This window comes from Pantoea sp. SM3640 (genome assembly GCF_015654165.1).
Taxonomy (GTDB): Bacteria; Pseudomonadota; Gammaproteobacteria; order Enterobacterales; family Enterobacteriaceae; genus Pantoea; species Pantoea vagans.
In genome coordinates, this window is record NZ_CP064872.1 from 1,533,453 (window position 1) to 1,555,395 (window position 21,943).

General features: G+C 56.4%; 22 protein-coding genes. 14 read left to right on the forward strand and 8 right to left on the reverse strand.

Features of this window, described 5'->3' with window-relative positions; translation table 11 throughout:
• The first annotated feature begins 4 nt into the window (after positions 1–4).
• From IV493_RS06970 to ruvB, 4 genes are all read left to right on the forward strand, one after another.
• The gene (locus IV493_RS06970) at positions 5–748 is read left to right on the forward strand and encodes a YebC/PmpR family DNA-binding transcriptional regulator (RefSeq protein ID WP_033732924.1); all 744 of its coding nucleotides are present in this window, start codon (positions 5–7) and stop codon (positions 746–748) included.
• A gap of 37 nt (positions 749–785) precedes the next feature.
• The gene (ruvC, locus tag IV493_RS06975) at positions 786–1,313 is read left to right on the forward strand and encodes a crossover junction endodeoxyribonuclease RuvC (protein WP_003849205.1); all 528 of its coding nucleotides are present in this window, start codon (positions 786–788) and stop codon (positions 1,311–1,313) included.
• A 94-nt stretch (positions 1,314–1,407) separates the two neighbouring features.
• Entirely contained in the window at positions 1,408–2,022 is a 615-nt protein-coding gene (gene ruvA, locus IV493_RS06980; protein ID WP_003849207.1) for a Holliday junction branch migration protein RuvA, read from the forward strand.
• An 8-nt stretch (positions 2,023–2,030) separates the two neighbouring features.
• Positions 2,031–3,035 (forward strand): Holliday junction branch migration DNA helicase RuvB, encoded by a 1,005-nt coding sequence (gene ruvB / locus IV493_RS06985; protein WP_013358170.1) that lies wholly within the window; start codon positions 2,031–2,033, stop codon positions 3,033–3,035.
• On the opposite strand, the gene znuB is transcribed toward ruvB, so the two are convergent.
• Both znuB and znuC read right to left on the reverse strand, forming a co-directional pair.
• Positions 3,036–3,821: a zinc ABC transporter permease subunit ZnuB gene (gene znuB / locus IV493_RS06990; RefSeq protein WP_013358169.1), complete on the reverse strand. Its 786-nt coding sequence runs from the start codon at positions 3,819–3,821 to the stop codon at positions 3,036–3,038. It abuts the gene before it with no gap.
• Positions 3,818–4,573, reverse strand: a complete 756-nt coding sequence (gene znuC, locus IV493_RS06995) for a zinc ABC transporter ATP-binding protein ZnuC (RefSeq protein WP_095707040.1) — start codon at positions 4,571–4,573, stop codon at positions 3,818–3,820. Before znuC ends, znuB begins: the two co-directional genes overlap by 4 nt.
• A gap of 77 nt (positions 4,574–4,650) precedes the next feature.
• On the opposite strand from znuC, the gene znuA reads away from it, so the two are divergent.
• The 3 genes from znuA (at position 4,651) to lpxM (ending at position 8,043) form a co-directional block, all read left to right on the forward strand.
• Positions 4,651–5,598 (forward strand): zinc ABC transporter substrate-binding protein ZnuA, encoded by a 948-nt coding sequence (znuA, locus tag IV493_RS07000; RefSeq protein WP_195857971.1) that lies wholly within the window; start codon positions 4,651–4,653, stop codon positions 5,596–5,598.
• A 13-nt stretch (positions 5,599–5,611) separates the two neighbouring features.
• Positions 5,612–6,943: a murein DD-endopeptidase MepM gene (mepM, locus tag IV493_RS07005; RefSeq protein WP_033732920.1), complete on the forward strand. Its 1,332-nt coding sequence runs from the start codon at positions 5,612–5,614 to the stop codon at positions 6,941–6,943.
• A gap of 125 nt (positions 6,944–7,068) precedes the next feature.
• A complete protein-coding gene (gene lpxM, locus IV493_RS07010; protein ID WP_095707042.1) occupies positions 7,069–8,043 on the forward strand; it encodes a lauroyl-Kdo(2)-lipid IV(A) myristoyltransferase in 975 nt (324 codons plus the stop codon).
• 351 nt (positions 8,044–8,394) lie between these two features.
• On the opposite strand, the gene IV493_RS07015 is transcribed toward lpxM, so the two are convergent.
• The 3 genes from IV493_RS07015 to IV493_RS07025 form a co-directional block, all read right to left on the reverse strand.
• Positions 8,395–9,627, reverse strand: coding sequence for an MFS transporter (locus IV493_RS07015; protein WP_107319823.1), 1,233 nt, complete (start codon positions 9,625–9,627; stop codon positions 8,395–8,397).
• A gap of 85 nt (positions 9,628–9,712) precedes the next feature.
• Positions 9,713–11,155 carry a pyruvate kinase gene (pyk, locus tag IV493_RS07020; RefSeq protein ID WP_013358162.1) on the reverse strand — a complete coding sequence of 481 codons (1,443 nt, stop codon included), beginning with the start codon at positions 11,153–11,155 and terminating at the stop codon, positions 9,713–9,715.
• Between the two features lie 107 nt (positions 11,156–11,262).
• Entirely contained in the window at positions 11,263–12,141 is an 879-nt protein-coding gene (locus IV493_RS07025) for a MurR/RpiR family transcriptional regulator (protein WP_187266204.1), read from the reverse strand.
• A 363-nt stretch (positions 12,142–12,504) separates the two neighbouring features.
• On the opposite strand from IV493_RS07025, the gene zwf reads away from it, so the two are divergent.
• Both zwf and IV493_RS07035 read left to right on the forward strand, forming a co-directional pair.
• Positions 12,505–13,980 carry a glucose-6-phosphate dehydrogenase gene (gene zwf / locus IV493_RS07030; RefSeq protein ID WP_013358160.1) on the forward strand — a complete coding sequence of 492 codons (1,476 nt, stop codon included), beginning with the start codon at positions 12,505–12,507 and terminating at the stop codon, positions 13,978–13,980.
• A 214-nt stretch (positions 13,981–14,194) separates the two neighbouring features.
• Positions 14,195–14,833, forward strand: coding sequence for a bifunctional 4-hydroxy-2-oxoglutarate aldolase/2-dehydro-3-deoxy-phosphogluconate aldolase (locus IV493_RS07035; protein ID WP_010258674.1), 639 nt, complete (start codon positions 14,195–14,197; stop codon positions 14,831–14,833).
• 34 nt (positions 14,834–14,867) lie between these two features.
• Here IV493_RS07035 and purT read toward each other — a convergent pair whose 3' ends face one another.
• Positions 14,868–16,046 (reverse strand): formate-dependent phosphoribosylglycinamide formyltransferase, encoded by a 1,179-nt coding sequence (gene purT, locus IV493_RS07040; RefSeq protein ID WP_195857972.1) that lies wholly within the window; start codon positions 16,044–16,046, stop codon positions 14,868–14,870.
• Positions 16,047–16,212: 166 nt separating this feature from the next.
• Here purT and IV493_RS07045 point away from each other — a divergent pair, with 166 nt between their 5' ends.
• Both IV493_RS07045 and IV493_RS07050 read left to right on the forward strand, forming a co-directional pair.
• Positions 16,213–16,869, forward strand: coding sequence for a tellurite resistance TerB family protein (locus tag IV493_RS07045; RefSeq protein WP_195858159.1), 657 nt, complete (start codon positions 16,213–16,215; stop codon positions 16,867–16,869).
• Between the two features lie 126 nt (positions 16,870–16,995).
• Positions 16,996–19,059, forward strand: a complete 2,064-nt coding sequence (locus tag IV493_RS07050) for a prolyl oligopeptidase family serine peptidase (RefSeq protein WP_013358157.1) — start codon at positions 16,996–16,998, stop codon at positions 19,057–19,059.
• Here IV493_RS07050 and exoX read toward each other — a convergent pair.
• Positions 19,053–19,721: an exodeoxyribonuclease X gene (gene exoX, locus IV493_RS07055; RefSeq protein WP_033783311.1), complete on the reverse strand. Its 669-nt coding sequence runs from the start codon at positions 19,719–19,721 to the stop codon at positions 19,053–19,055. The two genes, IV493_RS07050 and exoX, sit on opposite strands and share 7 nt — an antisense overlap.
• Entirely contained in the window at positions 19,721–19,954 is a 234-nt protein-coding gene (locus tag IV493_RS07060; protein WP_033733020.1) for a DNA polymerase III subunit theta, read from the reverse strand. Before IV493_RS07060 ends, exoX begins: the two co-directional genes overlap by 1 nt.
• A 150-nt stretch (positions 19,955–20,104) precedes the next feature.
• Between IV493_RS07060 and copC the strand changes: the two genes are divergently transcribed.
• From copC to IV493_RS07075, 3 genes are read left to right on the forward strand one after another with little or no spacing between them, the layout of a single operon-like run.
• A complete protein-coding gene (gene copC, locus IV493_RS07065) occupies positions 20,105–20,482 on the forward strand; it encodes a copper homeostasis periplasmic binding protein CopC (protein WP_033783309.1) in 378 nt (125 codons plus the stop codon).
• A 4-nt stretch (positions 20,483–20,486) separates the two neighbouring features.
• Positions 20,487–21,362, forward strand: a complete 876-nt coding sequence (copD, locus tag IV493_RS07070) for a copper homeostasis membrane protein CopD (protein ID WP_195857973.1) — start codon at positions 20,487–20,489, stop codon at positions 21,360–21,362.
• Between the two features lie 28 nt (positions 21,363–21,390).
• Positions 21,391–21,738 (forward strand): YebY family protein, encoded by a 348-nt coding sequence (locus IV493_RS07075; RefSeq protein ID WP_195857974.1) that lies wholly within the window; start codon positions 21,391–21,393, stop codon positions 21,736–21,738.
• Positions 21,739–21,943 lie beyond the last annotated feature (205 nt).

The window sequence follows — 21,943 nt, forward strand, 5'->3', positions numbered from 1 at the left end:
TAACATGGCAGGACACAGTAAGTGGGCAAACACCAAACACCGTAAGGCGGCGCAGGATGCCAAGCGCGGCAAAATCTTCACCAAAATCATTCGTGAACTGGTGACAGCGGCCAAGCTGGGCGGCGGCGATCCGGGTTCTAACCCGCGTCTGCGTGCAGCGATGGATAAAGCGCTGGCGAACAACATGACCCGTGACACCATGGATCGCGCTATCGCGCGCGGTGTGGGCGGCGATGACAACGCCAACATGGAAACCATCATCTATGAAGGTTACGGTCCAGGCGGCTCAGCCATCATGATTGAATGCCTGAGTGATAACCGTAACCGTACCGTGGGCGAAGTGCGTCACGCCTTCACCAAGACCGGCGGCAACCTTGGCACCGACGGCTCCGTGGCTTATCTGTTCAACAAAAAAGGCGTCATCTCCTTCGCGCCAGGTCAGGATGAAGACGCAGTGATGGAAGCCGCACTGGAAGCGGGCGGCGAAGACATCGTCACCTATGATGACGGCGCGATTGATGTCTTTACTGCATGGGAAGAGATGGGCACCGTGCGTGATGCACTGGAAGCCGCTGGCCTGAAAGCGGATACCGCAGAAGTGGCAATGATCCCGACCACCAAAGCGGAAATGGATGCGGAAACCGCACCAAAACTGCTGCGTCTGATCGACATGCTGGAAGATTGCGATGATGTGCAGGAGGTCTATCACAACGGTGAGATCTCCGACGAGGTGGCGGAAACGCTGTAATGGCGTTTACCGTCACAGCGTTAACCGGAGAGGCGTAATGTCGATTATCCTGGGTATCGATCCCGGCTCACGCATCACCGGTTATGGTGTTATTCGTCAGACCGGCCGCCAGCTCACCTATCTGGGCAGCGGCTGTATCCGCACCAATACCACTGAATTGCCCGCCCGCCTGAAGCTGATTTATGCGGGCGTGTGCGAAATCATCACGCAGTTTTCACCTGATTTCTTCGCTATCGAGCAGGTGTTTATGGCGAAGAATGCTGACTCCGCGCTGAAGCTCGGCCAGGCGCGGGGTGCTGCGATCGTTGCTGCGGTAAACCACGATCTGCCGGTGTTTGAGTATGCCGCCCGTCAGGTGAAACAGACGGTGGTGGGCATCGGCAGCGCCGAGAAAAGTCAGGTGCAGCATATGGTGCGAACTCTGCTGAAACTGCCGGCAAACCCGCAGGCGGACGCCGCCGATGCGCTGGCGATAGCCATTACTCACTGTCACGTGGCGCAGAACGCCGCGCGCATGAGTGACAGCAAGCTGGTGCTGACGCGCGGACGGTTGCGCTCAGGTTAGGGCATCGCACAGAACAGACGCTCAGGCTGGATATTCATCCAGCCTTTTTTATGTTATAAAATCCGCCACATTCGTTAGTTAAGGAAGCATTCAGGTGATAGGTCGTTTACGGGGCAACATTCTGGAAAAGCAGCCGCCACTGGTGCTGCTTGAGGCACACGGCGTCGGCTATGAAATTTACATGCCCATGACCTGTTTTTATGAATTGCCTGAACTTCAGCACGAAGCGGTGATTTTTACCCACTTTGTCGTGCGTGAAGACGCTCAGCTGCTGTTTGGTTTTAACAGCAAGCAGGAGCGCGCGCTGTTTCGCGAACTGATTAAAGTGAATGGCGTCGGCCCCAAGCTGGCACTGGCGATCCTCTCCGGCATGTCGGCGCAGCAGTTTGTGACCGCTGTTGAGAAAGAAGAGATCGCGTCACTGGTGAAACTGCCTGGCGTGGGTAAAAAGACGGCTGAGCGTCTGGTTGTTGAGATGAAGGACCGCTTTAAAGGGATGCATGGCGACCTGTTTGGCGGCGATTCGGCCTTTACGCTTACCACACCGAGCGCCGAGCCGGAAACCAACGATGCGGAATCCGAAGCGGTTGCAGCGCTGGTATCACTGGGTTATAAACCGCAGGAAGCGAGCCGTATGATCAGTAAAGTCGGCCGACCGGATGCGGATTGCGAAACCCTGATCCGCGAAGCGCTCCGCGCCGCCATTTGAGGTAAGTCATGATAGAAGCCGACCGCCTGGTCTCCGCTGCCAGCATAAACGAAGAAGAGATAATCGACCGCGCCATTCGCCCGAAGATGCTTACCGAGTATGTCGGTCAGCCGCAGGTGCGTGAGCAGATGGAGATTTTCATCAAGGCCGCACAGCTGCGTGGCGATGCGCTGGATCATCTGCTGATCTTCGGTCCGCCAGGTCTGGGGAAAACCACGCTGGCGAACATCGTGGCCAACGAGATGGGCGTGAACCTGCGTACCACCTCGGGTCCGGTGCTGGAGAAGGCAGGCGATCTGGCTGCGATGCTGACTAACCTTGAACCCCATGACGTGCTGTTTATCGATGAGATCCATCGCCTGTCACCGGTGGTGGAAGAGGTGCTCTATCCGGCAATGGAAGACTATCAGCTGGATATCATGATCGGTGAAGGCCCGGCGGCGCGTTCGATTAAGCTCGATCTGCCGCCGTTTACCCTGATTGGTGCCACCACCCGTGCAGGCTCGCTGACCTCGCCGTTGCGCGATCGCTTTGGCATTGTGCAGCGTCTGGAGTTCTATCAGGTTAAAGATCTGCAGCACATCGTAGGACGCAGTGCCGCCTGTCTGGGCCTGGCGCTGAGTGACGAAGGGGCGTTAGAGATTGCTCGTCGCGCACGCGGCACCCCGCGTATCGCCAACCGCCTGCTGCGCCGCGTGCGTGACTTCGCAGAGGTGCGGGCTAATGGTGATATGAGCGGAGAAGTCTCCTGCAGCGCGCTGGATATGCTTAACGTCGACAGTGAAGGGTTCGATTATATGGACCGTAAACTGCTGCTGGCGATTATCGACAAGTTTATGGGTGGGCCGGTGGGGCTGGATAACCTGGCTGCTGCGATTGGTGAAGAGCGTGAGACCATCGAAGATGTGATTGAACCCTTCCTGATTCAGCAGGGTTTTATTCAGCGCACACCGCGTGGCCGTCTGGCCACGCAGCATGCTTATCGTCACTTCGGCATTACGCGCGAAGAGTGACTACATGGCCGGTTTGCGCACCATGCTGAAGATAAACAGGATGGCGGCGCAGAGCACCACGGACGGACCGGCAGGCGTGTCGTAGAACGCAGAGAAGGTGAGACCGCCGGTGACGGCAATCACGCCGATGACCACCGCGACGGCCGCCATGCCTTCCGGCGAACGCACAAAACGGCGAGCGGTGGCAGCCGGAATAATCAGCAATGAAGTGATAATCAGCGCACCCACAAACTTCATCGCCACGCCAATCGTCAGCGCCGTAACCAGCATCAGAATCAGCCGGGTTCGCTGGATATTGACGCCATCCACCTGCGCCAGTTCCGGGCTGATGGTCATCGACAGCAGCGAACGCCACTGCCACGCCATCACCAGCAGCACAATTATCACGCCGCCACCCATCATCCAGAGGTCATCAGGCGTTACGGCCAGCAGGTCGCCAAACAGATACGCCATTAAATCAACGCGCACGTTCTTCATCAGGCTGACGACGACCAGGCCCAGCGACAGCGCGCTGTGCGCCATAATGCCCAGCAGGGTATCGATAGCCAGATGCGGACGTCGCTCCAGCCAGACCAGCCCCAGCGCCAGGCAGACCGTCACCAGAATCACCGCGTAGTAGGGGTTCACGTTCAGCAGCAGGCCAAAGGCTACGCCGAGCAGAGACGCGTGCGCCAGGGTATCGCCGAAATAGGACATCTTACGCCAGACGACGAACGAACCCAGCGGACCGGCAGCCAGCGCTAACATCACACCGCCTATCCAGCCCGGTAATAACAACTCAATCATGATGAACCCTGTCCTTTGCGTAAAACGATACGTCCCTGAAGGTCGTGACGGTGATTATGATGATGACGGTAGATCGCCAGCTCCTGCGCGCCACGCGGGCCAAACATCGCGATAAATTCGGGATGCTGCGAGACGGCTTCCGGCGTGCCGGAACAGCAGATATGGTGATTGAGGCACAACACTTCGTCGGTTTTCGCCATCACCAGATGCAGATCGTGGGAAACCATCAGCACGCCGCAGTTCAGTTCCACGCGTAACTGATTGATCAGGTCATACAGCGCAACCTGACCGTTCACATCCACTCCCTGCGTTGGTTCATCCAGCACCAGCAACTGAGGCTGATTCAGCAGGGCGCGTGCCAGCAACACACGTTGAGTTTCACCGCCGGAGAGCTTTTGCAGCGGGGAGTTGAGCAGATGGCCCGCCTGCACACGTTTCAGTGCTGGCATAATCTCCGCGTGTTTGCTGCCACGGGTCAGACGCATAAAGCGCTCAACCGTGACCGGCAGGGTGGGATCGATGTGCAGCTTCTGCGGCACGTAGCCGATACGCAGAACAGGATCACGCTGAACCGAACCGGTTGTAGGGGCGAGCAGGCCGAGCACCACACGCACCAGCGTTGATTTTCCGGCACCGTTGGGACCCAGCAGGGTGAGAATGCGACCAGGCTGCAATGCCAGGCTGACGCCTGATAACACATTGCGCTGGTTAAACTTTATCGAAACGTTATCGAGTGTGACAAGTGAGGTCATAGTATTTACAGGTTGCACAGAATTTCGAATGTTATAATATCACATTCCACCTCATGGTCACGATGGAATGACGCAATATGTTACATAATAAAAAGGGCACAATTTTCGCCCTGACTGCTTTATCTGTTTCAGCTTTGTTAACCCTTCCTGCCCAGGCGAATGTTGTGGCTTCACTCAAACCGGTAGGTTTTATTGCTGCTACTATTGCCGATGGCGTTACACCGGTTGAGGTGCTGCTGCCGGACGGCGCGTCCGAACATGATTACGCCCTGCGGCCATCTGATGCAAAACGCTTAAAAAACGCGGACTTAGTTGTCTGGGTCGGGCCAGAAATGGAAGCCTTTATGGCGAAGTCTGCGGCTGAACTTCCGGCTCAAAAAAACCTCGCGATGGTGAACATCGACGGGGTAAAACCGTTATTGATTAGCGGTGGTGAAGATGAAGATGAACACGCAGCGGAAAAATCCGAAGATCAGGATGCTGAAGCGCATCATCACCATCACGGCGAGTTTAATATGCACCTGTGGTTGTCGCCAGAGATTGCGCGCAAAACCGCGGTTGCAATCCATGGAAAATTATTGGAACTTATGCCGCAAGATAAGGCCAAACTTGACGCCAACCTCCAGCAGTTTGAGGTAGCTTTGGCGGACACGGACAAACGCGTCAGCGCACAACTTGCTCCGGTCAGAAATAAAGGATATTTCGTTTTTCACGACGCTTACACGTACTTTGAAAAGCACTACGGTCTCTCGCCCGCCGGGCATTTTACCGTCAATCCTGAAATTCAACCGGGCGCTCAGCGTTTACACCAGATACGAACACAGTTGGTTGAGCAAAAGGCGGTATGCGTCTTTGCTGAGCCACAATTCAGACCAGCAGTCATCGATGCTGTCTCCCGCGGAACACAGGTGCGTAAAGGCACGCTTGATCCCCTGGGCACGGACATCAGCTTAGCCAAAGACAGCTATGTGAAATTCCTCTCACAACTGTCGAGCCAGTATGAAAGCTGCCTGAATGGAGCATGAGGAATAGGTAAAAGTGCAGCAGATAGCCCGCTCTGTCGCCCTCGCATTTAATAATTTGCCGCGCCCCCACCGCGTAATGCTGGGATCGTTAACTGTAGTCACTCTGGCCGTCGCTGTCTGGCGGCCTTACGTTTATCATCCGACGGATGATGTGACCCCCATCGTTAAAAACATTGAACTGGATAAGAACACGCTCCGCACGCTGTTGCCGGAAGCCAGTGAGCCGATCGATCAGAGCACACCGGAACCGGACGAAGAGCTGCCTGCGGATGATGTCGACACCGACGTGCCCGAAACGGCAGGGGTGCATGACTACACCGTTTCATCCGGCGATACCCTGAGCAGTGCCCTGAATCAGTATGGCATCGACATCGGTGACATCAATGCGCTGGTGGTAAGCGATCGCGATCTGCGTAATCTGCAGGTCGGTCAGCAGCTGAGCTGGACGCTGGATGATGATGGTGGCCTGAAAACTCTGAGCTGGGAAATTTCCCGTCGTGAAACCCGTACTTATGAGCGCACCCCAGCCGGTGGCTTTAAGATGGATGCGGAGATGCAGAAGGGCGAATGGCGCAACAGCGTGATGCAGGGCGAAGTGCGCGGCAGTTTCGCCGCCAGCGCCATGCGGGCGGGGTTGAGCGGGGCTGAAGCCAGCGCCGTGATTAAAGCGATGCAGTGGCAGATGGACTTCCGTAAGCTGCGTGCTGGCGACCAGTTCAGCGTGCTGATGTCACGTGAAATGCTGGATGGCAAGAGTGCGCAGAGTCAGTTGCTGGGCGTGCGCCTGCGCAGCGGCGGTAAAGATTATTACGCATTCCGCGCGGAAGATGGCAAGTTCTACGATCGCAGCGGCTCCGGTCTGGCACGCGGCTTTATGCGCTTCCCGACGGTTAAGCAGTATCGTGTCTCTTCCAACTTTAATCCGCGTCGTCTTAACCCGGTAACGGGCCGCATTGCGCCGCACAAAGGCGTCGACTTTGCGCTGCCAATCGGTACGCCGGTGCTCGCAGTGGGTGATGGTGAGATCGTGGTAGCGAAAAACGGCGGTGCCGCCGGTAACTACGTCGCTATCCGTCATGGCCGTCAGTATATGACACGCTATATGCACATGAAGAAAGTGCTGGTGAAGCCAGGTCAGAAAGTGAAACGTGGCGACCGTATTGGACTGTCCGGCAACACCGGGCGCTCCACCGGACCGCATCTGCATTTCGAAATCTGGATCAATAACCAGGCGGTTAACCCATTAACGGCGAAGCTGCCGCGCATGGAAGGTCTGACCGGCAAAGATCGCAGCGACTACATGGCACAGGTTAAATCCTGGCTACCTCAGCTGGGTCTGAAGTAAGCGAATTTCGTCAAATCGCGCAAAAACCGACGGCTTCTCCGTCGGTTTTTTGCTATCTGGCGCAGGATGATTGCAAATTTTCAGGTCGTCACTATCATAAGCCGGTCATTGCTTGAGGCGAGTGCATGGAAACCCGTAAAAAAAATAACATTGAATTTATTCCCGTTTTTGAACGTTCTTTTCTCAAACCTAAGTACTGGGGCAGCTGGCTGGCAATAGGTGCGCTGGCGGGTCTGGCGTATTTACCGCCGAAAGTGCGCGATCCGCTGCTGGGCCGGTTAGGCCGGTTTGCCGGTAAGCTGGCAAAGGGCGCACGTCGCCGCGCGCTGATTAATCTCTATTATTGCCTGCCGGAACTCAGTGAAGAGCAGCGTGCCACGCTGGTCGATGAGATGTTTGCGACAGCGCCGCAGGCGATGACAATGATGACCGAGCTGGTGCTGCGCGATCCTGCTCGCATCCGGCAGCGCGTTGAGTGGCATGGTCGTGAAATCATCGACCAGATGAAAGCTGAGCAGCAGAATGTGATTTTCCTGGTGCCACACGGCTGGGCGGTGGATATTCCCGCCATGCTGCTGGCGTCAGAAGGCCAGAAGATGGCGGCCATGTTCCACAATCAGAGCGACCCGCTGCTGGACTACGCCTGGAACACGGCCCGTCGTCGCTATGGCGGCCGGATGCATGCCCGCAACGATGGGATTAAGCCGTTTATCAGTTCAGTACGTCAGGGTTACTGGGGCTACTATCTGCCCGATCAGGATCACGGTGCCGAGCACAGCGAATTTGTCGATTTCTTCGCTACCTATAAGGCGACATTGCCTGCGGTAGGTCGGCTGATGAAGGTGTGTCGTGCCCGCGTGGTGCCGCTGTTCCCGGTTTATAACAGTGAAACGCATAAGCTTGAGATTTATGTGCGTCCGCCGATGGACGATCTGCTGGAGGCCGACGATCACCAGCTGGCTCGCCGGATGAATGAAGAGGTGGAAATATTTGTCCGCCCGCATCCCGAGCAGTACACGTGGATCCTCAAGCTGCTGAAGACCCGCAAAGAGGGTGACATCGAACCCTATTCGCGCAAAGAGCTTTATCCGCGCAAATAGCAGAAAGGCCGCGAAAGCGGCCTTTTTATTATCATTTAATCGCTGGATCTGGCTGAATCTGAAAGCGGCGCATAAACTTAAAGCGCAGGGAACACGGGCAGAGGAGGAAAGCGTCCCGCGCCACGGATGGCGCGGGCCGAGCGGCCAGGGATGGCTTAAGCGCCTTTCCGATCTGACCGTGTTCCCTAAGCATTTTCGAACTTATCGCTAACCAAACCCGACGTACCAAAAAGGCCGCTTTCGCAGCCTTTAATGAGTGAATAAAAGAGCTGGCTCAGGAAGCATACCCCCTGCGCAAAGACGCAAACCGCCATCCGTGGCATGCTCAGCGCAGACGATTACGCAGCTCTGTTATAACGCCTCCAGCCTGCTGCGACGTTTGCGCTCGCGCATAAACAGGGTCACGAGACCAAACCACAGCACGCCGCTGATAAAGTTAATCAGACAGAACCACAACGTGCCGCCGCTGAAGTAGCCACTTTTCGCCAGCTCAATCCCCACCGCCAGCGTCAGAATACTGATCATCCCCAGCATGGCCGCCACGCTGCCTTTGCCTTCATCGCTGGCGTAGAGCGTCAGGCGATAGAGTCCGGCATTCACCATCCCTGCGCCAAAGGCGTAGAGGCTCAGGCCAGCCGTGATGAGCAGGTAACCGTGGCTGTTCAGCAAGCTTGCCACCAGCGCCAGACTCAGACCAATCAGAATCGGCCAGGCGGCGAACTTCACCGGCTGTTCAATCGGCACCCGTCCGGCCAGCTTACTCAGCGTCAGGTTACCGGCAATCATCGCCAGAAACACCGGCAGCTGCAGCAGGGCATACTGCATGCGAGACAGACCTTCGTCATGCATCAGGATCACCGGTGACAGGGCAACCCAGGTGAGGATCGGGATAAACACCAGTCCGATAGCAAAAGACCCGAACATCACCAGCCGGTCTTTCATCAGTCGGGCATAGTTGCGCGCCAGATTCGGCAGGGCGATGGAGTGGCTGCGGTCGCCTGCGGTTTCGGGCATCACACGCCACAGCACCACAAACGCAACGAGGCTGCAGGCGGCAAACAGCCAGAACATACTGCGCCAGCTACCCACAGTGAGCCAGGCTGCACCGGCAAGCGGACCTGCCAGCGGAGCCAGCAGCGCCACGTTGGCCATCAGCGCCATCATGCGCACCGCCAGCGCCTCATCAAAGGCTTCCTGAATGGCGGCATAGCCAACCGCACCAATAAAGCAGAGGCTGATACCCTGAATAAAACGCAGGCCAACAAACTCTTCAATCGAACTGACCCAGTTGGTTAGTATGCAGGCGACGGCAAAAAACAGGATGCCGGAGAGCATCACCGGTCGCCGGCCAAACTTATCAGAGAGTGGACCCAGCAGCCATTGCAGCACCACGCCACCAATCAGGTAAGCGGTCAGCGACGTAGAAACCCATTCCGGGCCAACGGAGAACTCGCTGGTGACGATCAGCATGCCGGGCTGGATCATGTCGTGAGCGATATAGGTAGCAAACTCGAACAGCACTAACGCCAGAGGAAAAAGTAAAATTCGGCCGGTAAGCTGGCTGATGGGCTGGAAACGGGGCATCTTGCCTCCTTGTCAGAAAAGAAAAACGCGACTGCCAGGCAGTCGCGTCGTTGATTCTACACCGACAATGTAAACGCGGGCGCAATTAATCCACGCGCAGCACGCGGGTCGTGTTAGTGGTGCCGGTGGCGCCCATCACATCACCCTGGGTCACGATAACCAGATCGCCTGAAACCAGGAAACCTTTATCGCGCAGCAGGTTAACCGCGTCGTGTGCGGCCGCGACACCATCGTTGTTGCTGTCGAAGAACACTGGCGTCACACCGCGATAGAGTGCAGTGAGATTCAGCGTGCGTTCATGGCGGGACATCGCAAAGATCGGCAGGCCCGACGTGATACGTGAGGTCATCAGCGGAGTACGGCCCGACTCGGTCATGGTGATGATCGCAGTAACGCCCTGCAAATGGTTTGCGGCGTACATGGACGACATGGCGATCGCTTCTTCAACGTTGTCGAACTGCACATCCAGACGGTGTTTAGAGACGTTGACGCTTGGGATCTTCTCCGCGCCCAGGCAGACCTTCGCCATCGCTGAGACGGTTTCTGCCGGATACTGACCCGCTGCGGTTTCTGCAGAGAGCATCACGGCATCGGTGCCATCCAGCACGGCGTTAGCCACGTCCATGACTTCTGCGCGGGTTGGCATCGGGTTAGTAATCATCGACTCCATCATCTGCGTCGCGGTAATGATGGTGCGGTTTAGCTGACGGGCACGACGAATTAATGCTTTCTGAATGCCGACCAGTTCCGGATCGCCAATCTCAACGCCCAGGTCGCCACGCGCAACCATCACCACGTCTGATGCCAGAATGATGTCATCCATCGCTTCCTGGCTGGCAACCGCTTCGGCACGTTCCACTTTAGCGACCAGCTTAGCGTCACAACCCGCTTCACGCGCCAGACGACGCGCCAGGTTCATATCTTCGCCACAGCGTGGGAAGGAGACGGCCAGATAATCGACGCGGATCTTAGCGGCGGTGATAATGTCTGCCTTGTCTTTTTCGGTCAGCGCTTCAGCTGACAGGCCGCCGCCCAGCTTGTTAATGCCTTTGTTGTTCGACAGTGGGCCGCCGACAGTGACTTCGGTGAAGACTTTCGTGTCCTGAACTTCCAGCACCTTCAACTGCACGCGGCCATCATCCAGCAGCAGGATATCGCCCGGCACCACATCTTCAGGCAGACCTTTGTAGTCGATACCCACGCGCTCTTTATCGCCTTCGCCTTTACCCAGGCTGGCATCCAGCAGAAAACGGTCGCCGATATTCAGGAAAACTTTACCTTCTTTGAAGGTCGAAACACGAATTTTTGGACCCTGGAGGTCACCGAGAATAGCCACGTGGCGGCCCAGTTTTGCGGCAATCTCACGCACTTTGTCGGCACGTAGCTGATGGTCTTCTGGCGTGCCGTGAGAGAAGTTGAGTCGTACAACGTTCGCACCGGCAGCGATGATTTTTTCGAGGTTATTATCACGATCGGTGGCCGGGCCGAGGGTTGTTACGATTTTGGTTCTTCTGAGACGTCTTGACATCGGGGACTCCGTAAACATTTAAGCGTGTCCGGGTCTGTGGACACAGCATGGTTATCTATTCTATATGATCGACGGGTTGTGATACGACTCACATTGTAAATGTGATGTTAATTTTTTTGCTGATCACTCTCTTCCCGAAGGGTGTTCTTTTCATAACGCGACGCTTTCAACGCCTCTTTGACGCGTTTCAGGTTTTCCCGGAAGGGGGCACCCCGTTCCAGGGTAAAACCGGTCGCCAGCACATCGATCACGGTTAACTGCGCCAGGCGCGACACCATCGGCAAATAGACATCCGTATCTTCCGGTACATCAAGCACTAAAGCTATCGCTGCTTCATGGGCAAGGGGTGAATCGGGAGAGGTGATGGCAATAACGGTGGAACCGTTTACACGGGCCAGGCGAGCCAGTTCTACCATATTTTTTGTGCGCCCAGTATGTGAAATGAGAACAAAAACGTCACCGGCTCGACTATTTATGCAACTCATGCGCTGGATCACAATATCGTCCGACCAGATGACCGGCAGATTAAAGCGCAGAAATTTGGTAAAGGCGTCATGCGCCACGACCGCGGATGCCCCCAGCCCGAAAAAGGCGAGTTTATCGGCCTGCGCAAGCAGGGTGACGGCCTGTTGCAGCTGCGTGCTGTTCAGCTGGTCGCGCACCCGCTGCAGTCCAGCCAGCGCCGAGTCGAAGATCTTGTGGCTGTAGTCCTCCACACTGTCGTTATCCTCCACACCCCGGCTGACCCAGCTGCTGCTTTTCACCAGGCTCTGCGCCAGCTGCAGTTTAAAGTCGGGAAAGCCGCGTGCGCCCAGGCGATGGCAGAATCGGTTTACGGTGGGTTCACTCACGCCGGCAACGCCTGCCAGCGTCGCAATGCTGGAGTGCATCGCCGCCTGGGGGGCAGCCAGAATCTGCCGGGCGACTTTCTGTTCCGCTTTGCTCAGCGCAGCGAACTGCGCCTCAATTTTTTCCAGCATATTCATAAGCCGATGACCATTATCGCTTTTATCAATTTCAATTATCACTGTCGTCAGCGCCGATTAACAGAGACTATATCGCGTCAGCGGCCGACAGGCGCAACGGCGGACAAGCCGATGGCGCTTTTTTTTGGGATACTTTGACCGGTGCCAGATTTCCTGACACCAGCAGACACAGAAAAAACCGGCAATCCGCACGTGTCATCACATGCGTGCAGCGCATCCGGTACAGAGTTAATGCGGTTGACCCGGCGAGTCGGTTTACCTGGCGCGGGGAAAAAAGTACATTGTGCTGAAAGAAAATAATAACCTGGACCCGGTGGCAGAGGATGCATCACCACCGGACTATCCTGCAACGAGGAGAGGAAAATGGCGGTAACACAAACAGCCCAGGCATGCGATCTGGTGATTTTCGGTGCCAAAGGCGATCTTGCACGCCGTAAACTGTTGCCTTCACTGTACCAGTTAGAGAAAGCGGGGCAGATCCACGAGGAAACCCGCATTATTGGTGTCGGCCGTGCCGAGTGGGACAAAGCGGAATACACCAAAGTGGTACGTGAAGCGCTGGAAACCTTCATGAAGGAGAAGATTGACGAAGCGCTGTGGGACAAACTCAGCAATCGTCTCGACTTCTGCAACCTCGATGTTAACGACACCACGCACTTCCCGAAACTGGGCAAGATGCTGGACCAGAAAAACCGCACCACCATTAACTACTTTGCAATGCCGCCGAGCACCTTTGGCGCGATCTGTCAGGGACTGGGCACCGCGAAGCTGAATGCGAAACCGGCGCGCGTGGTGATGGAGAAGCCGCTCGGTACCTCACTGGAAACCTCGCAGGAGATCAACGACAGCGTTGGTGAATACTTCGATGAGAGCCAGGTATTCCGTATCGACCACTATCTCGGCAAAGAGACCGTGCTCAATCTGTTGGCGCTGCGCTTTGCGAACTCTATCTTCGTGAATAACTGGGATAACCGCACCATCGACCACGTGCAGATCACGGTGGCCGAAGAGGTGGGTATTGAAGGCCGCTGGGGTTACTTCGATAAAGCGGGTCAGATGCGTGACATGATTCAGAACCACCTGTTGCAGATTCTGACCATGATCGCCATGTCGCCGCCGTCCGATCTCAGTGCCGACAGCATCCGTGACGAAAAAGTTAAAGTGCTGCGCTCGCTGCGCCGCATCGACCAGACCAACGTGCGTGAGAAAACCGTACGCGGTCAGTACACCGCGGGCTTTGTACAGGGTAAAAAAGTGCCGGGCTACCTGGAAGAAGAGGGGGCCAATAAAACGAGCGCTACGGAGACTTTCGTCGCGATTCGTGTCGATATCGACAACTGGCGCTGGGCAGGCGTGCCGTTCTACCTGCGTACCGGTAAGCGTTTACCGACCAAATGTTCCGAAGTGGTGGTCTATTTTAAAAACCCTGAGATGAACCTGTTCAAAGATTCCTACTCAGAGCTGCCGCAGAACAAGCTGACCATTCGTCTGCAGCCGGACGAGGGCGTGGATATCGAGATCCTGAATAAAGTGCCAGGCCTCGATCACAAGCACAAGCTGCAGACCACCAAACTGGATCTGAGCTACTCCGAGACGTTCAACCAGTCGCACCTTGCCGATGCTTATGAGCGTCTGCTGCTGGAGAGCATGCGCGGTATCCAGGCGCTGTTTGTGCGTCGCGATGAAGTTGAAGCCGCATGGACCTATGTTGATTCGATTATCAACGCATGGGCGGCAGATGGTGACTCTTCCAAGCCGTATCAGGCTGGCACCTGGGGCCCGGTGGCCTCGGTGGCGATGATCACCCGCGATGGTCGCTCGTGGAACGAGTTTGAATAACTGAAGTGATGATGAAGCCCGCCACGCGGGCTTTTTTTTCGCCTTTAAACCGGGCCAGCGGATACGAATAAAACTGAACTGCCGTTTCAAAATGGGCGCAGGAGGATAGACGCTCAGGAAGCGAATCATGTATGGTAGTGACGCAATTTACAGGGCAGGAGCCGATGCTCCATGACCGGGCCACAATCCCGGTGTTATCAAGCAAGGGGAACTGATGAAAAACTGGAAAACGAGTGCTGAACAGATTCTGACCACCGGACCTGTGGTGCCGGTCATCGTGGTGAATAAACTGGAACATGCTGTGCCGATGGCGAAAGCGCTGGTGGCAGGCGGTGTCAGAGTGCTGGAAGTCACGCTGCGCACGCCCGTAGCGATGGATGCACTGCGTGCGATGATCAAAGAAGTGCCGGATGCGATTGTTGGTGCGGGCACAGTGATTAATCCGCAGCAGTTACAGGAAGTGACCGATGCCGGTGCACAGTTTGTTATCAGCCCTGGCGTCACGGAATCGCTGCTGAAAGCGGCGGTTGAAGGCCCGGTTCCATTGATTCCGGGAATCAGCACGGTTTCTGAGTTGATGACCGGTATGGACTATGGTCTGCGCGAGTTTAAGTTTTTCCCGGCAGAAGCAAATGGCGGCGTGAAAGCGCTGCAGGCGATTGGCGGACCTTTCCCGCAGGTGCGTTTCTGTCCGACCGGCGGAATCTCTCCGGCCAACTACCGTGACTATCTGGCGCTGAAAAGCGTGCTGTGCATCGGCGGCTCCTGGCTGGTGCCTAACGATGCGCTGGAAGCGGGCGACTGGGATCGCATCACCCGCCTGGCTCGCGAAGCTGTCGAAGGCGCGAAGTAAGTGATGGCGGTGAGCGTCTGCTCACCGCACACCTTTACCCCTGAACCGTAACCGCCGCTGCGCTGGCAACTGCACGCGCAATCGCCTGCGTGGTGCTGTCACCGCTGGCCAGCGCGACGCCCAGACGACGCAGCCCGCTGATCTCCGGCTTGCCGAACAGCCGCAGTTGCAGACCGGCCCCCAGTGCGGCTTCGACATTTACAAACTGCACATTCTGGCTGGTCAGTTGCGGCAGGATAACGGCAGATGCCGATGGACCATACTGACGAATCCCACCAATCGGCAGACCCAGGAACGCCCGCACGTGCAGCGCAAACTCTGACAGATCCTGTGAAATCAGCGTCACCATCCCGGTGTCGTGGGGACGTGGCGACACTTCACTGAATACCACCTCATCACCGCAGACAAACAGCTCAACGCCAAACAGGCCATAACCGCCCAGCGCCTTCACCACCTGCGCGGCAACATCCTGCGCCCGCTGCAGCGCCAGGTCACTCATCTGCTGCGGCTGCCAGGATTCACGATAGTCGCCATCCTCCTGTCGGTGACCAATCGGCGCACAGAAGTGAATGCCATCGACGGCGCTGATGGTCAGCAGGGTGATCTCAAAATCGAAGTTAACAACGCCTTCGACGATGACGCGACCGGCACCGGCGCGGCCACCCTGTTGGGCATAGTCCCAGGCTTTCTCCAGCTGGCTGGCGTCGCGGATAAAGCTCTGGCCTTTGCCGGATGAACTCATCACCGGCTTTACAATGCATGGGAAGCCGATTTCGGTCGCGGCTTCATCGAAACGCGCTTTGCTGTCGGCAAAGCGATAGCGTGAAGTGGGCAGTGACAACTCTTCAGCCGCCAGGCGGCGAATGCCTTCGCGGTTCATGGTCAGCTTTGCGGCACGGGCGGTCGGAACCACGCGCTGGCCCTGCTGCTCCAGCTCAACCAGCGTATCCGTGGCGATGGCTTCAATTTCCGGCACCACAAAATCAGGCTTCTCTTCGGCAATCAGCGCAGCCAGCGCTGCCCCATCCAGCATATTGATCACATGGCTGCGATGGGCGACATGCATCGCCGGGGCATCGGCGTAACGATCCACCGCAATCACTTCCACACCCAGACGCTGACACTCCAGCGCCACCTCTTTACCCAGTTCACCTGAACCCAATAGCATTACACGCGTCGCCGCCGGACGCAGCGCTGTTCCGAGAGTCGTCATACATTCACCTAAGCAGTCAAAATTCGCGCGCAAGTATAAACGAAAACGTTTGCGTTCTCATCTTTCGTCCATTTGACACTGCTTTTTGCCGTACTTTTCCCGCTCTGACGTTTCCTGACAAGCTTTTGGTCAGGATAGCGGGCTGACATCCTGAAAGGAGTGAATGATGAATAACTGGTTGCAACAGATTCAGTCGGTATTGGCAAAGAAGGGCGGTGAAGGCAAATCGGGCGGCGGCTTAAGTGACATGCTGGCACCGGGTGCGCTGGGCGGTCTGGCCGCCATGCTGGTCTCCAGTAAGTCTTCACGCAAACTGCTGACCAGATATGGCGGCAAAGCGCTGATTATTGGTGGTGGCGCGGCCGCTGGTGCGGTGCTGTGGAACAAATATAAGCAGCAGGTCAGCGAAGCGCACCAGAATGAACCTGACTTTGGCGTGGCTCAGACGCCCATAGACCAGCGCGCTGAACGTCTGGTCACGGCGCTGGTGTTTGCCGCTAAAAGTGACGGACACATCGACGATCAGGAGCGGGCAGCCATTGAGCAGAATATTCATCAGTCCGGTTACGGCCAGGATGCAGAACAGCTGATTCAGAAAGCGATGAACCGCCCGCTGGACCCGCAGTGGCTGGCCGCCGATGTGAAAAATGAGGAAGAGGCGCTGGAGCTTTACTTCCTGAGCTGTACCGCTATCGACGTCGATCACTTCATGGAACGCAGCTATCTCTCCGCGCTGGGCGACGCGCTGAAAATTCCTCAGGATGTCCGCGACGGCATCCAGCAGGATCTTGAGGCTGAAAAAGCCCGTCTGCCTGCCGGTTAATCCTGGCTGAAGTCCGCTGGCTGGTCACACGAAGTGATTGGCCAGCGGCAGCTTCTCTCGTCATACCTGGCTTCCGGCTGCCGAAGTGTTACGCTTACAGATCATTACGTTGATGGAGACGGATGGATGAAAGCACCCATCGCAAAAAAAATTCCCCATGAGATGACGCTGCACGGCGAGACGCGCGTTGACGATTATTACTGGCTGCGCGACGACAAACGTGAAAACAGCGAAGTCCTTGATTACCTGCGTGCCGAAAACAATTACGGCAAAAAAATCATGTCATCGCAGCAGCCGCTGCAGGACCGGGTATTAAAAGAGATTATCGATCGGCTGCCGCCGGAAGATCACTCTGTGCCCTATGTGAAAAACGGTTACCGCTATCAGAGCCGCTATCAGAGCGGTAACGAATATCCGGCCTATTACCGGCAACCGGCAGCAAGCGAGGAGTCTGGCGAGTGGAGTCTGCTGCTGGATGCCAACCAGCGCGCCTCGCACAGCGATTTTTACACGATGGGCGCGCTGCACATCAGCCCCGATAACCGGGTCATGGCGCTGGCCGAAGATTTCCTGTCGCGACGCCAGTACGGCATCCGGTTCCGCAACCTGGAGAGTGGCAGCTGGTATCCTGAAGTGCTGAGTAACGCCTCATCGAGCTTCGCCTGGGGCAACGACTCCCGTACGATCTACTATGTGCAGAAACATCCGCAGACGCTGCTCTCGTATCAGGTGTGGCGACATGAACTGGGTATGCCGCAGTCGGAAGACAAGCTCGTCTACGAAGAGCAGGATGACACCTATCATCTCAGCGTGCACAAGAGCACCTCCAAGCAGTTCATCATGATTGCGCTCTACAGCACCAACACCAGCGAAATTCAGCTGATCGATGCGAACTTCCCCGATGCACAGCCACATGTCTTTCTGCCGCGCCGTCGCGATCATGAATACAGCATCGACCATTACGATCATCAGTTCTTCATTCGCTCCAATCGCGAAGGCAAAAACTTCGGGCTGTATCGCAGTCGCTATCTGGATGAGACTCGCTGGGAAACGCTGATCCCGGCACGGGAACAGGTGGTTATGGAGGATTTCCAGCTGTTCCGCGACTGGCTGGTGGTTGAGGAGCGCCAGCGCGGCTTAACCAGCCTGCGACAGATTAACTGGGCCAGCGGCGAGACCAGCGGCATCGCCTTTGACGATCCGACCTATGTAACCTGGCTGGCGTACAATCCGACGCCGCGCACCAGCAAACTGCGCTACGGCTATTCGTCGATGACCACGCCGACCACGCTGTTTGAACTGGATATGGATACCGGCGAACGCCGCATTCTGAAGCAGAGCCAGGTTAAAGGCTTTAACGCGGAAGATTACAAAAGCGAGCATCACTGGATCAAAGTCAGCGATGGCACCGAAGTACCGGTGTCGCTGGTCTATCACCGCAAACATTATCAGCCCGGTCAGAACCCGATGCTGGTCTATGGGTATGGCGCCTACGGCAGCAGCATGGATGCCGATTTCAGCGTCAGCCGTCTGAGCCTGCTGGATCGCGGCTTTGTCTATGCGCTGATACAAGTGCGCGGCGGCGGTGAGCTGGGACAGCAATGGTATGACGGCGGTCGCCTGCTGAATAAAATGAACAGCTTCACCGACTTTATCGATGTCACGGATGCGCTGGTGGCGCGCGGCATCGGCCACCCGGAACGGCTCTATGCGATGGGCGGCAGTGCAGGCGGCTTGCTGATGGGCGGCGTAATTAATCTGGCACCTCAGCGTTTCCACGGCGTGGTGGCGCAGGTGCCGTTTGTGGATGTGGTTACCACCATGCTGGATGAGTCGATTCCGCTGACGACCGGTGAGTATGACGAGTGGGGCAACCCCAACGATCCTGAGTACTACCACTACATCCGCCAGTACAGCCCCTATGACAACATTGAGGCGAAAGCGTATCCCCACCTGCTGGTCACCACCGGCCTGCACGACTCACAGGTGCAGTACTGGGAACCGGCCAAGTGGGTGGCGAAGCTGAGATCGCTGAAAACGGATAACAACCTGCTGCTGCTTTGCACCGATATGGATTCCGGTCACGGCGGCAAGTCGGGGCGTTACAAAGCCTACGAAGGTATCGCGATGGAATACACCTTCCTGCTGGGACTGGCGCAGGGCACCCTGCCGCCCGCTCAGGATTACTGAGACTCCGACAGGTATTTATTCAGCGCCTGCCGCAATGGCGGGCGCAGATCGCTGACATTATTCAGCACCCACTTCAGGTAGCCCGGATCCTTTCTCGCAATCACCGCAATTGCCTGGCCGCGATATTTACCGAACGGCAGAATGTCGTCGCGCTGGGCCGCCGGTTGTGAACGCACAATCATCTCGGAAGCACCCCAGCCGGAGACCTCCATAATCCGAATCAGCAGCGCCGCCGTGACATAGCAGTCATAGAGCGCGCGGTGCGCATGCAGATCAGCAGGCGGCGTCACATCCAGTTTCAGCGAATGACGCAGTGCCTGGTTGCCATATTTAATGCCCGGCCAGAGCTGGCGCGCCAGCTGCATGGTGCAGATCCATTCACCGTACATCTCCGGCAGCATCCGGCGATCAAAGCTGGCGTTATGCGCCACGTAGAAAGCACTGCCGTAATAGCGCGGGATCGCCTCTTCAATGGTCGGTTTACCAGCGACCATCGCTTCGGTAATGCGATGCACCGCCATCGCCTGACGGCTGATAGGGCGGTCGGGCAGGGTGAGATCGCTCATTGGATTCACAATCTGACCGTTGACCACATCCACGGACGCGACTTCTACCACGCCGCCCTGCAGACCGCAGGTTTCGGTATCGATAACGCGGAACATCATTGCTTCATCTTCGGTTCATAAGGAAGGCGCGACAGGCTGAGTGATGCCTGGCGGTATTGCATCAGACGCTGACGAAACCAGTCACGCAGCGCTTCGGGCTGCTCCTGCGCCACCATCTCGGCAACAACCGGCATGTTATAGCGCTCTTTGAACGCCACGCCCGCTGCCGCCAAATCGACATTGATCTTGTCTTTCTCTTCCTGGGACAGCACGGCAAGGTTATGGCTCATAATATTCTCCTGACGATAGCCGGCAAAAGTAATGTTTTCGGCGGTATGAATCAAGGATAAGGATCGCATCGCTGGCCTCGACAGTGCAAAACCAGCAGCGTATCCTTTTGCCAGGTTTATCGCCCTGGCGGCGGTTAAAAGGATGATCTTATGCAGAAAAAACCCATTTCCCGCATGGTTATTGCGCTGGCGGCAGCCGGACTAATGGCATTCAGCTCGCTGGCCGCAGCGCATGCGCATCTCCAGTCTTCCGCACCCGCAGCTAAAGCGCAGGTGACGACATCCCCCGATGCGCTGACGCTGAACTTCAGTGAAGATATTGAAGCGGCGTTTAGCGGCGTCACGCTGCTGGACAGTGCCAGCAAGCCTGTCGCGATCGACAAAGCCCGCGTTGAATCGGGGCAGAAAAATCGCCTGATTGTCGGCCTTTCTCAGCCGCTGAAAGCGGGCAGTTATCAGGTCAACTGGCATGTGCTGTCGGTGGATGGACATAAAACCGCAGGAAGCTATCGCTTTAGCGTGAAGTAACCCGGTGACCACCCTCTGGATCCTGCTGCGCGGACTGCATTTCGCTGCCGTGATGCTGCTGACCGGCAGCGCCTGTTACAGCGCACTGCTGGCACCCAAACGTTATCGACCCCTGCTGGCGCGACGATTAAATCCGCTGTTGAAGGGGAGCGCCTGGCTGGCGCTGCTGAGTGCGCTATTGATGCTGGCCTGCCAGAATGTGCTGATGAGCGGCGACAGCACGAATCTTGCTGATTTAGACATCTGGCTGGCGGTGCTCGACACGCATTTTGGTGCGGTGTGGCAGTGGGAAATCATTTTCGGCGTTATGGGCTTTGTTGCGCTATTACTGACCGGAAAGCTGCGTCAGCAGGTGTTACTGCTGGCGGGCCTGCTGCAACTTGCCTGCATGGCCCTGATAGGTCATGCCGCGATGCGTGATGGATTGCCCGGTCTGCTTCAGCAGATTAACCAGGCAATGCATCTGATTGCGGCGGCGTTCTGGGTGGGCGGATTGTTGCCCTTGCTGCTGTTGATGCGCGAGGCGCGCCAGATCGATCGACGCACTGACGCGATTCGTACCATGATGCGGTTTTCGCGCTATGGTCATCTGGCTGTAGCGCTAACGCTGCTGAGTGGTGTGATAAACAGTGTGATGATCGCAGGCTGGCCACTCATGTGGCACGATTCACGCTACATTGTGTTGTTGCTGTGCAAGGTGCTGCTGGTTGCCCTGATGGTGCTGGTGGCGCTGATTAATCGATACTGGCTGGTGCCGCGCTTCCGCCTGGCGGGTAGCGGGACGCAGCAAAAATTTATTCGCATGACGCAGCTTGAACTGCTGCTGGCGTGTGGCGTGGTTGGGCTGGTGAGCGTATTTGCTACGCTGTCACCAGCCTGAATGTGATTTAAGAGAGAAAAGGGTAGTTATGTTGCTGAAGAAAGTGATCCCCGCAATCCTGTTGTTATCCGTATGCGGCCAGGCGCTGGCGGCACAAATCATTACCGTCAGCCGCTTTGAGATCGGGAAAGAGAAGTGGCCGTTTAACCGTGAAGAGGTGATGCTGACCTGCGAGAAAGATGGTGCTATGTTTGCCATCAACCCGAGCACGCTGATGCAATACCCGCTGAACGACATCGCCGACCAGCTGTTTAAAAACAAACAGGTTAAAGCGCAGCCGATTAGCGTGATTCAGGCCGAAGACAAGGCGCATACGGGCCAGATGATGAGTCTGCAGCCGATTGTTGAGCGCACCCAGGCGCTGTGCGGTAAATAAACCTCCCGGGTGCAGCTTTGCGCTGCGCCCAATCACCGATTTTTTGCCGTTGCGATCACAAACTGATCCAGTTTATAGCCCTGATCCCTGCGTTTGCTGGCATTTCTACCGCGCTGTTCTAACCTTAAATTGCAAGGCGACACCGCCTTCATAAATGCCAACTTTTAGCGCACGGCTCCTTGAGAGCCATTTCCCTGGACCGAAT

Excerpts from the sequence above, each read along its gene's own strand:
- IV493_RS07025 (WP_187266204.1), bottom strand. The coding sequence starts at position 12,141 with ATGAATATGCTGGAAAAAATTGAGGCGCAGTTCGCTGCGCTGAGCAAA.
- IV493_RS07045 (WP_195858159.1), top strand. The coding sequence starts at position 16,213 with ATGAATAACTGGTTGCAACAGATTCAGTCGGTATTGGCAAAGAAGGGC.
- znuA (WP_195857971.1), top strand. The coding sequence starts at position 4,651 with ATGTTACATAATAAAAAGGGCACAATTTTCGCCCTGACTGCTTTATCT.
- IV493_RS07035 (WP_010258674.1), top strand. The coding sequence starts at position 14,195 with ATGAAAAACTGGAAAACGAGTGCTGAACAGATTCTGACCACCGGACCT.
- znuC (WP_095707040.1), bottom strand. The coding sequence starts at position 4,573 with ATGACCTCACTTGTCACACTCGATAACGTTTCGATAAAGTTTAACCAG.
- ruvB (WP_013358170.1), top strand. The coding sequence starts at position 2,031 with ATGATAGAAGCCGACCGCCTGGTCTCCGCTGCCAGCATAAACGAAGAA.
- znuB (WP_013358169.1), bottom strand. The coding sequence starts at position 3,821 with ATGATTGAGTTGTTATTACCGGGCTGGATAGGCGGTGTGATGTTAGCG.
- exoX (WP_033783311.1), bottom strand. The coding sequence starts at position 19,721 with ATGTTCCGCGTTATCGATACCGAAACCTGCGGTCTGCAGGGCGGCGTG.
- purT (WP_195857972.1), bottom strand. The coding sequence starts at position 16,046 with ATGACGACTCTCGGAACAGCGCTGCGTCCGGCGGCGACGCGTGTAATG.
- IV493_RS06970 (WP_033732924.1), top strand. The coding sequence starts at position 5 with ATGGCAGGACACAGTAAGTGGGCAAACACCAAACACCGTAAGGCGGCG.
- pyk (WP_013358162.1), bottom strand. The coding sequence starts at position 11,155 with ATGTCAAGACGTCTCAGAAGAACCAAAATCGTAACAACCCTCGGCCCG.
- ruvC (WP_003849205.1), top strand. The coding sequence starts at position 786 with ATGTCGATTATCCTGGGTATCGATCCCGGCTCACGCATCACCGGTTAT.
- IV493_RS07015 (WP_107319823.1), bottom strand. The coding sequence starts at position 9,627 with ATGCCCCGTTTCCAGCCCATCAGCCAGCTTACCGGCCGAATTTTACTT.
- IV493_RS07060 (WP_033733020.1), bottom strand. The coding sequence starts at position 19,954 with ATGAGCCATAACCTTGCCGTGCTGTCCCAGGAAGAGAAAGACAAGATC.
- IV493_RS07050 (WP_013358157.1), top strand. The coding sequence starts at position 16,996 with ATGAAAGCACCCATCGCAAAAAAAATTCCCCATGAGATGACGCTGCAC.
- zwf (WP_013358160.1), top strand. The coding sequence starts at position 12,505 with ATGGCGGTAACACAAACAGCCCAGGCATGCGATCTGGTGATTTTCGGT.
- lpxM (WP_095707042.1), top strand. The coding sequence starts at position 7,069 with ATGGAAACCCGTAAAAAAAATAACATTGAATTTATTCCCGTTTTTGAA.
- IV493_RS07075 (WP_195857974.1), top strand. The coding sequence starts at position 21,391 with ATGTTGCTGAAGAAAGTGATCCCCGCAATCCTGTTGTTATCCGTATGC.
- copC (WP_033783309.1), top strand. The coding sequence starts at position 20,105 with ATGCAGAAAAAACCCATTTCCCGCATGGTTATTGCGCTGGCGGCAGCC.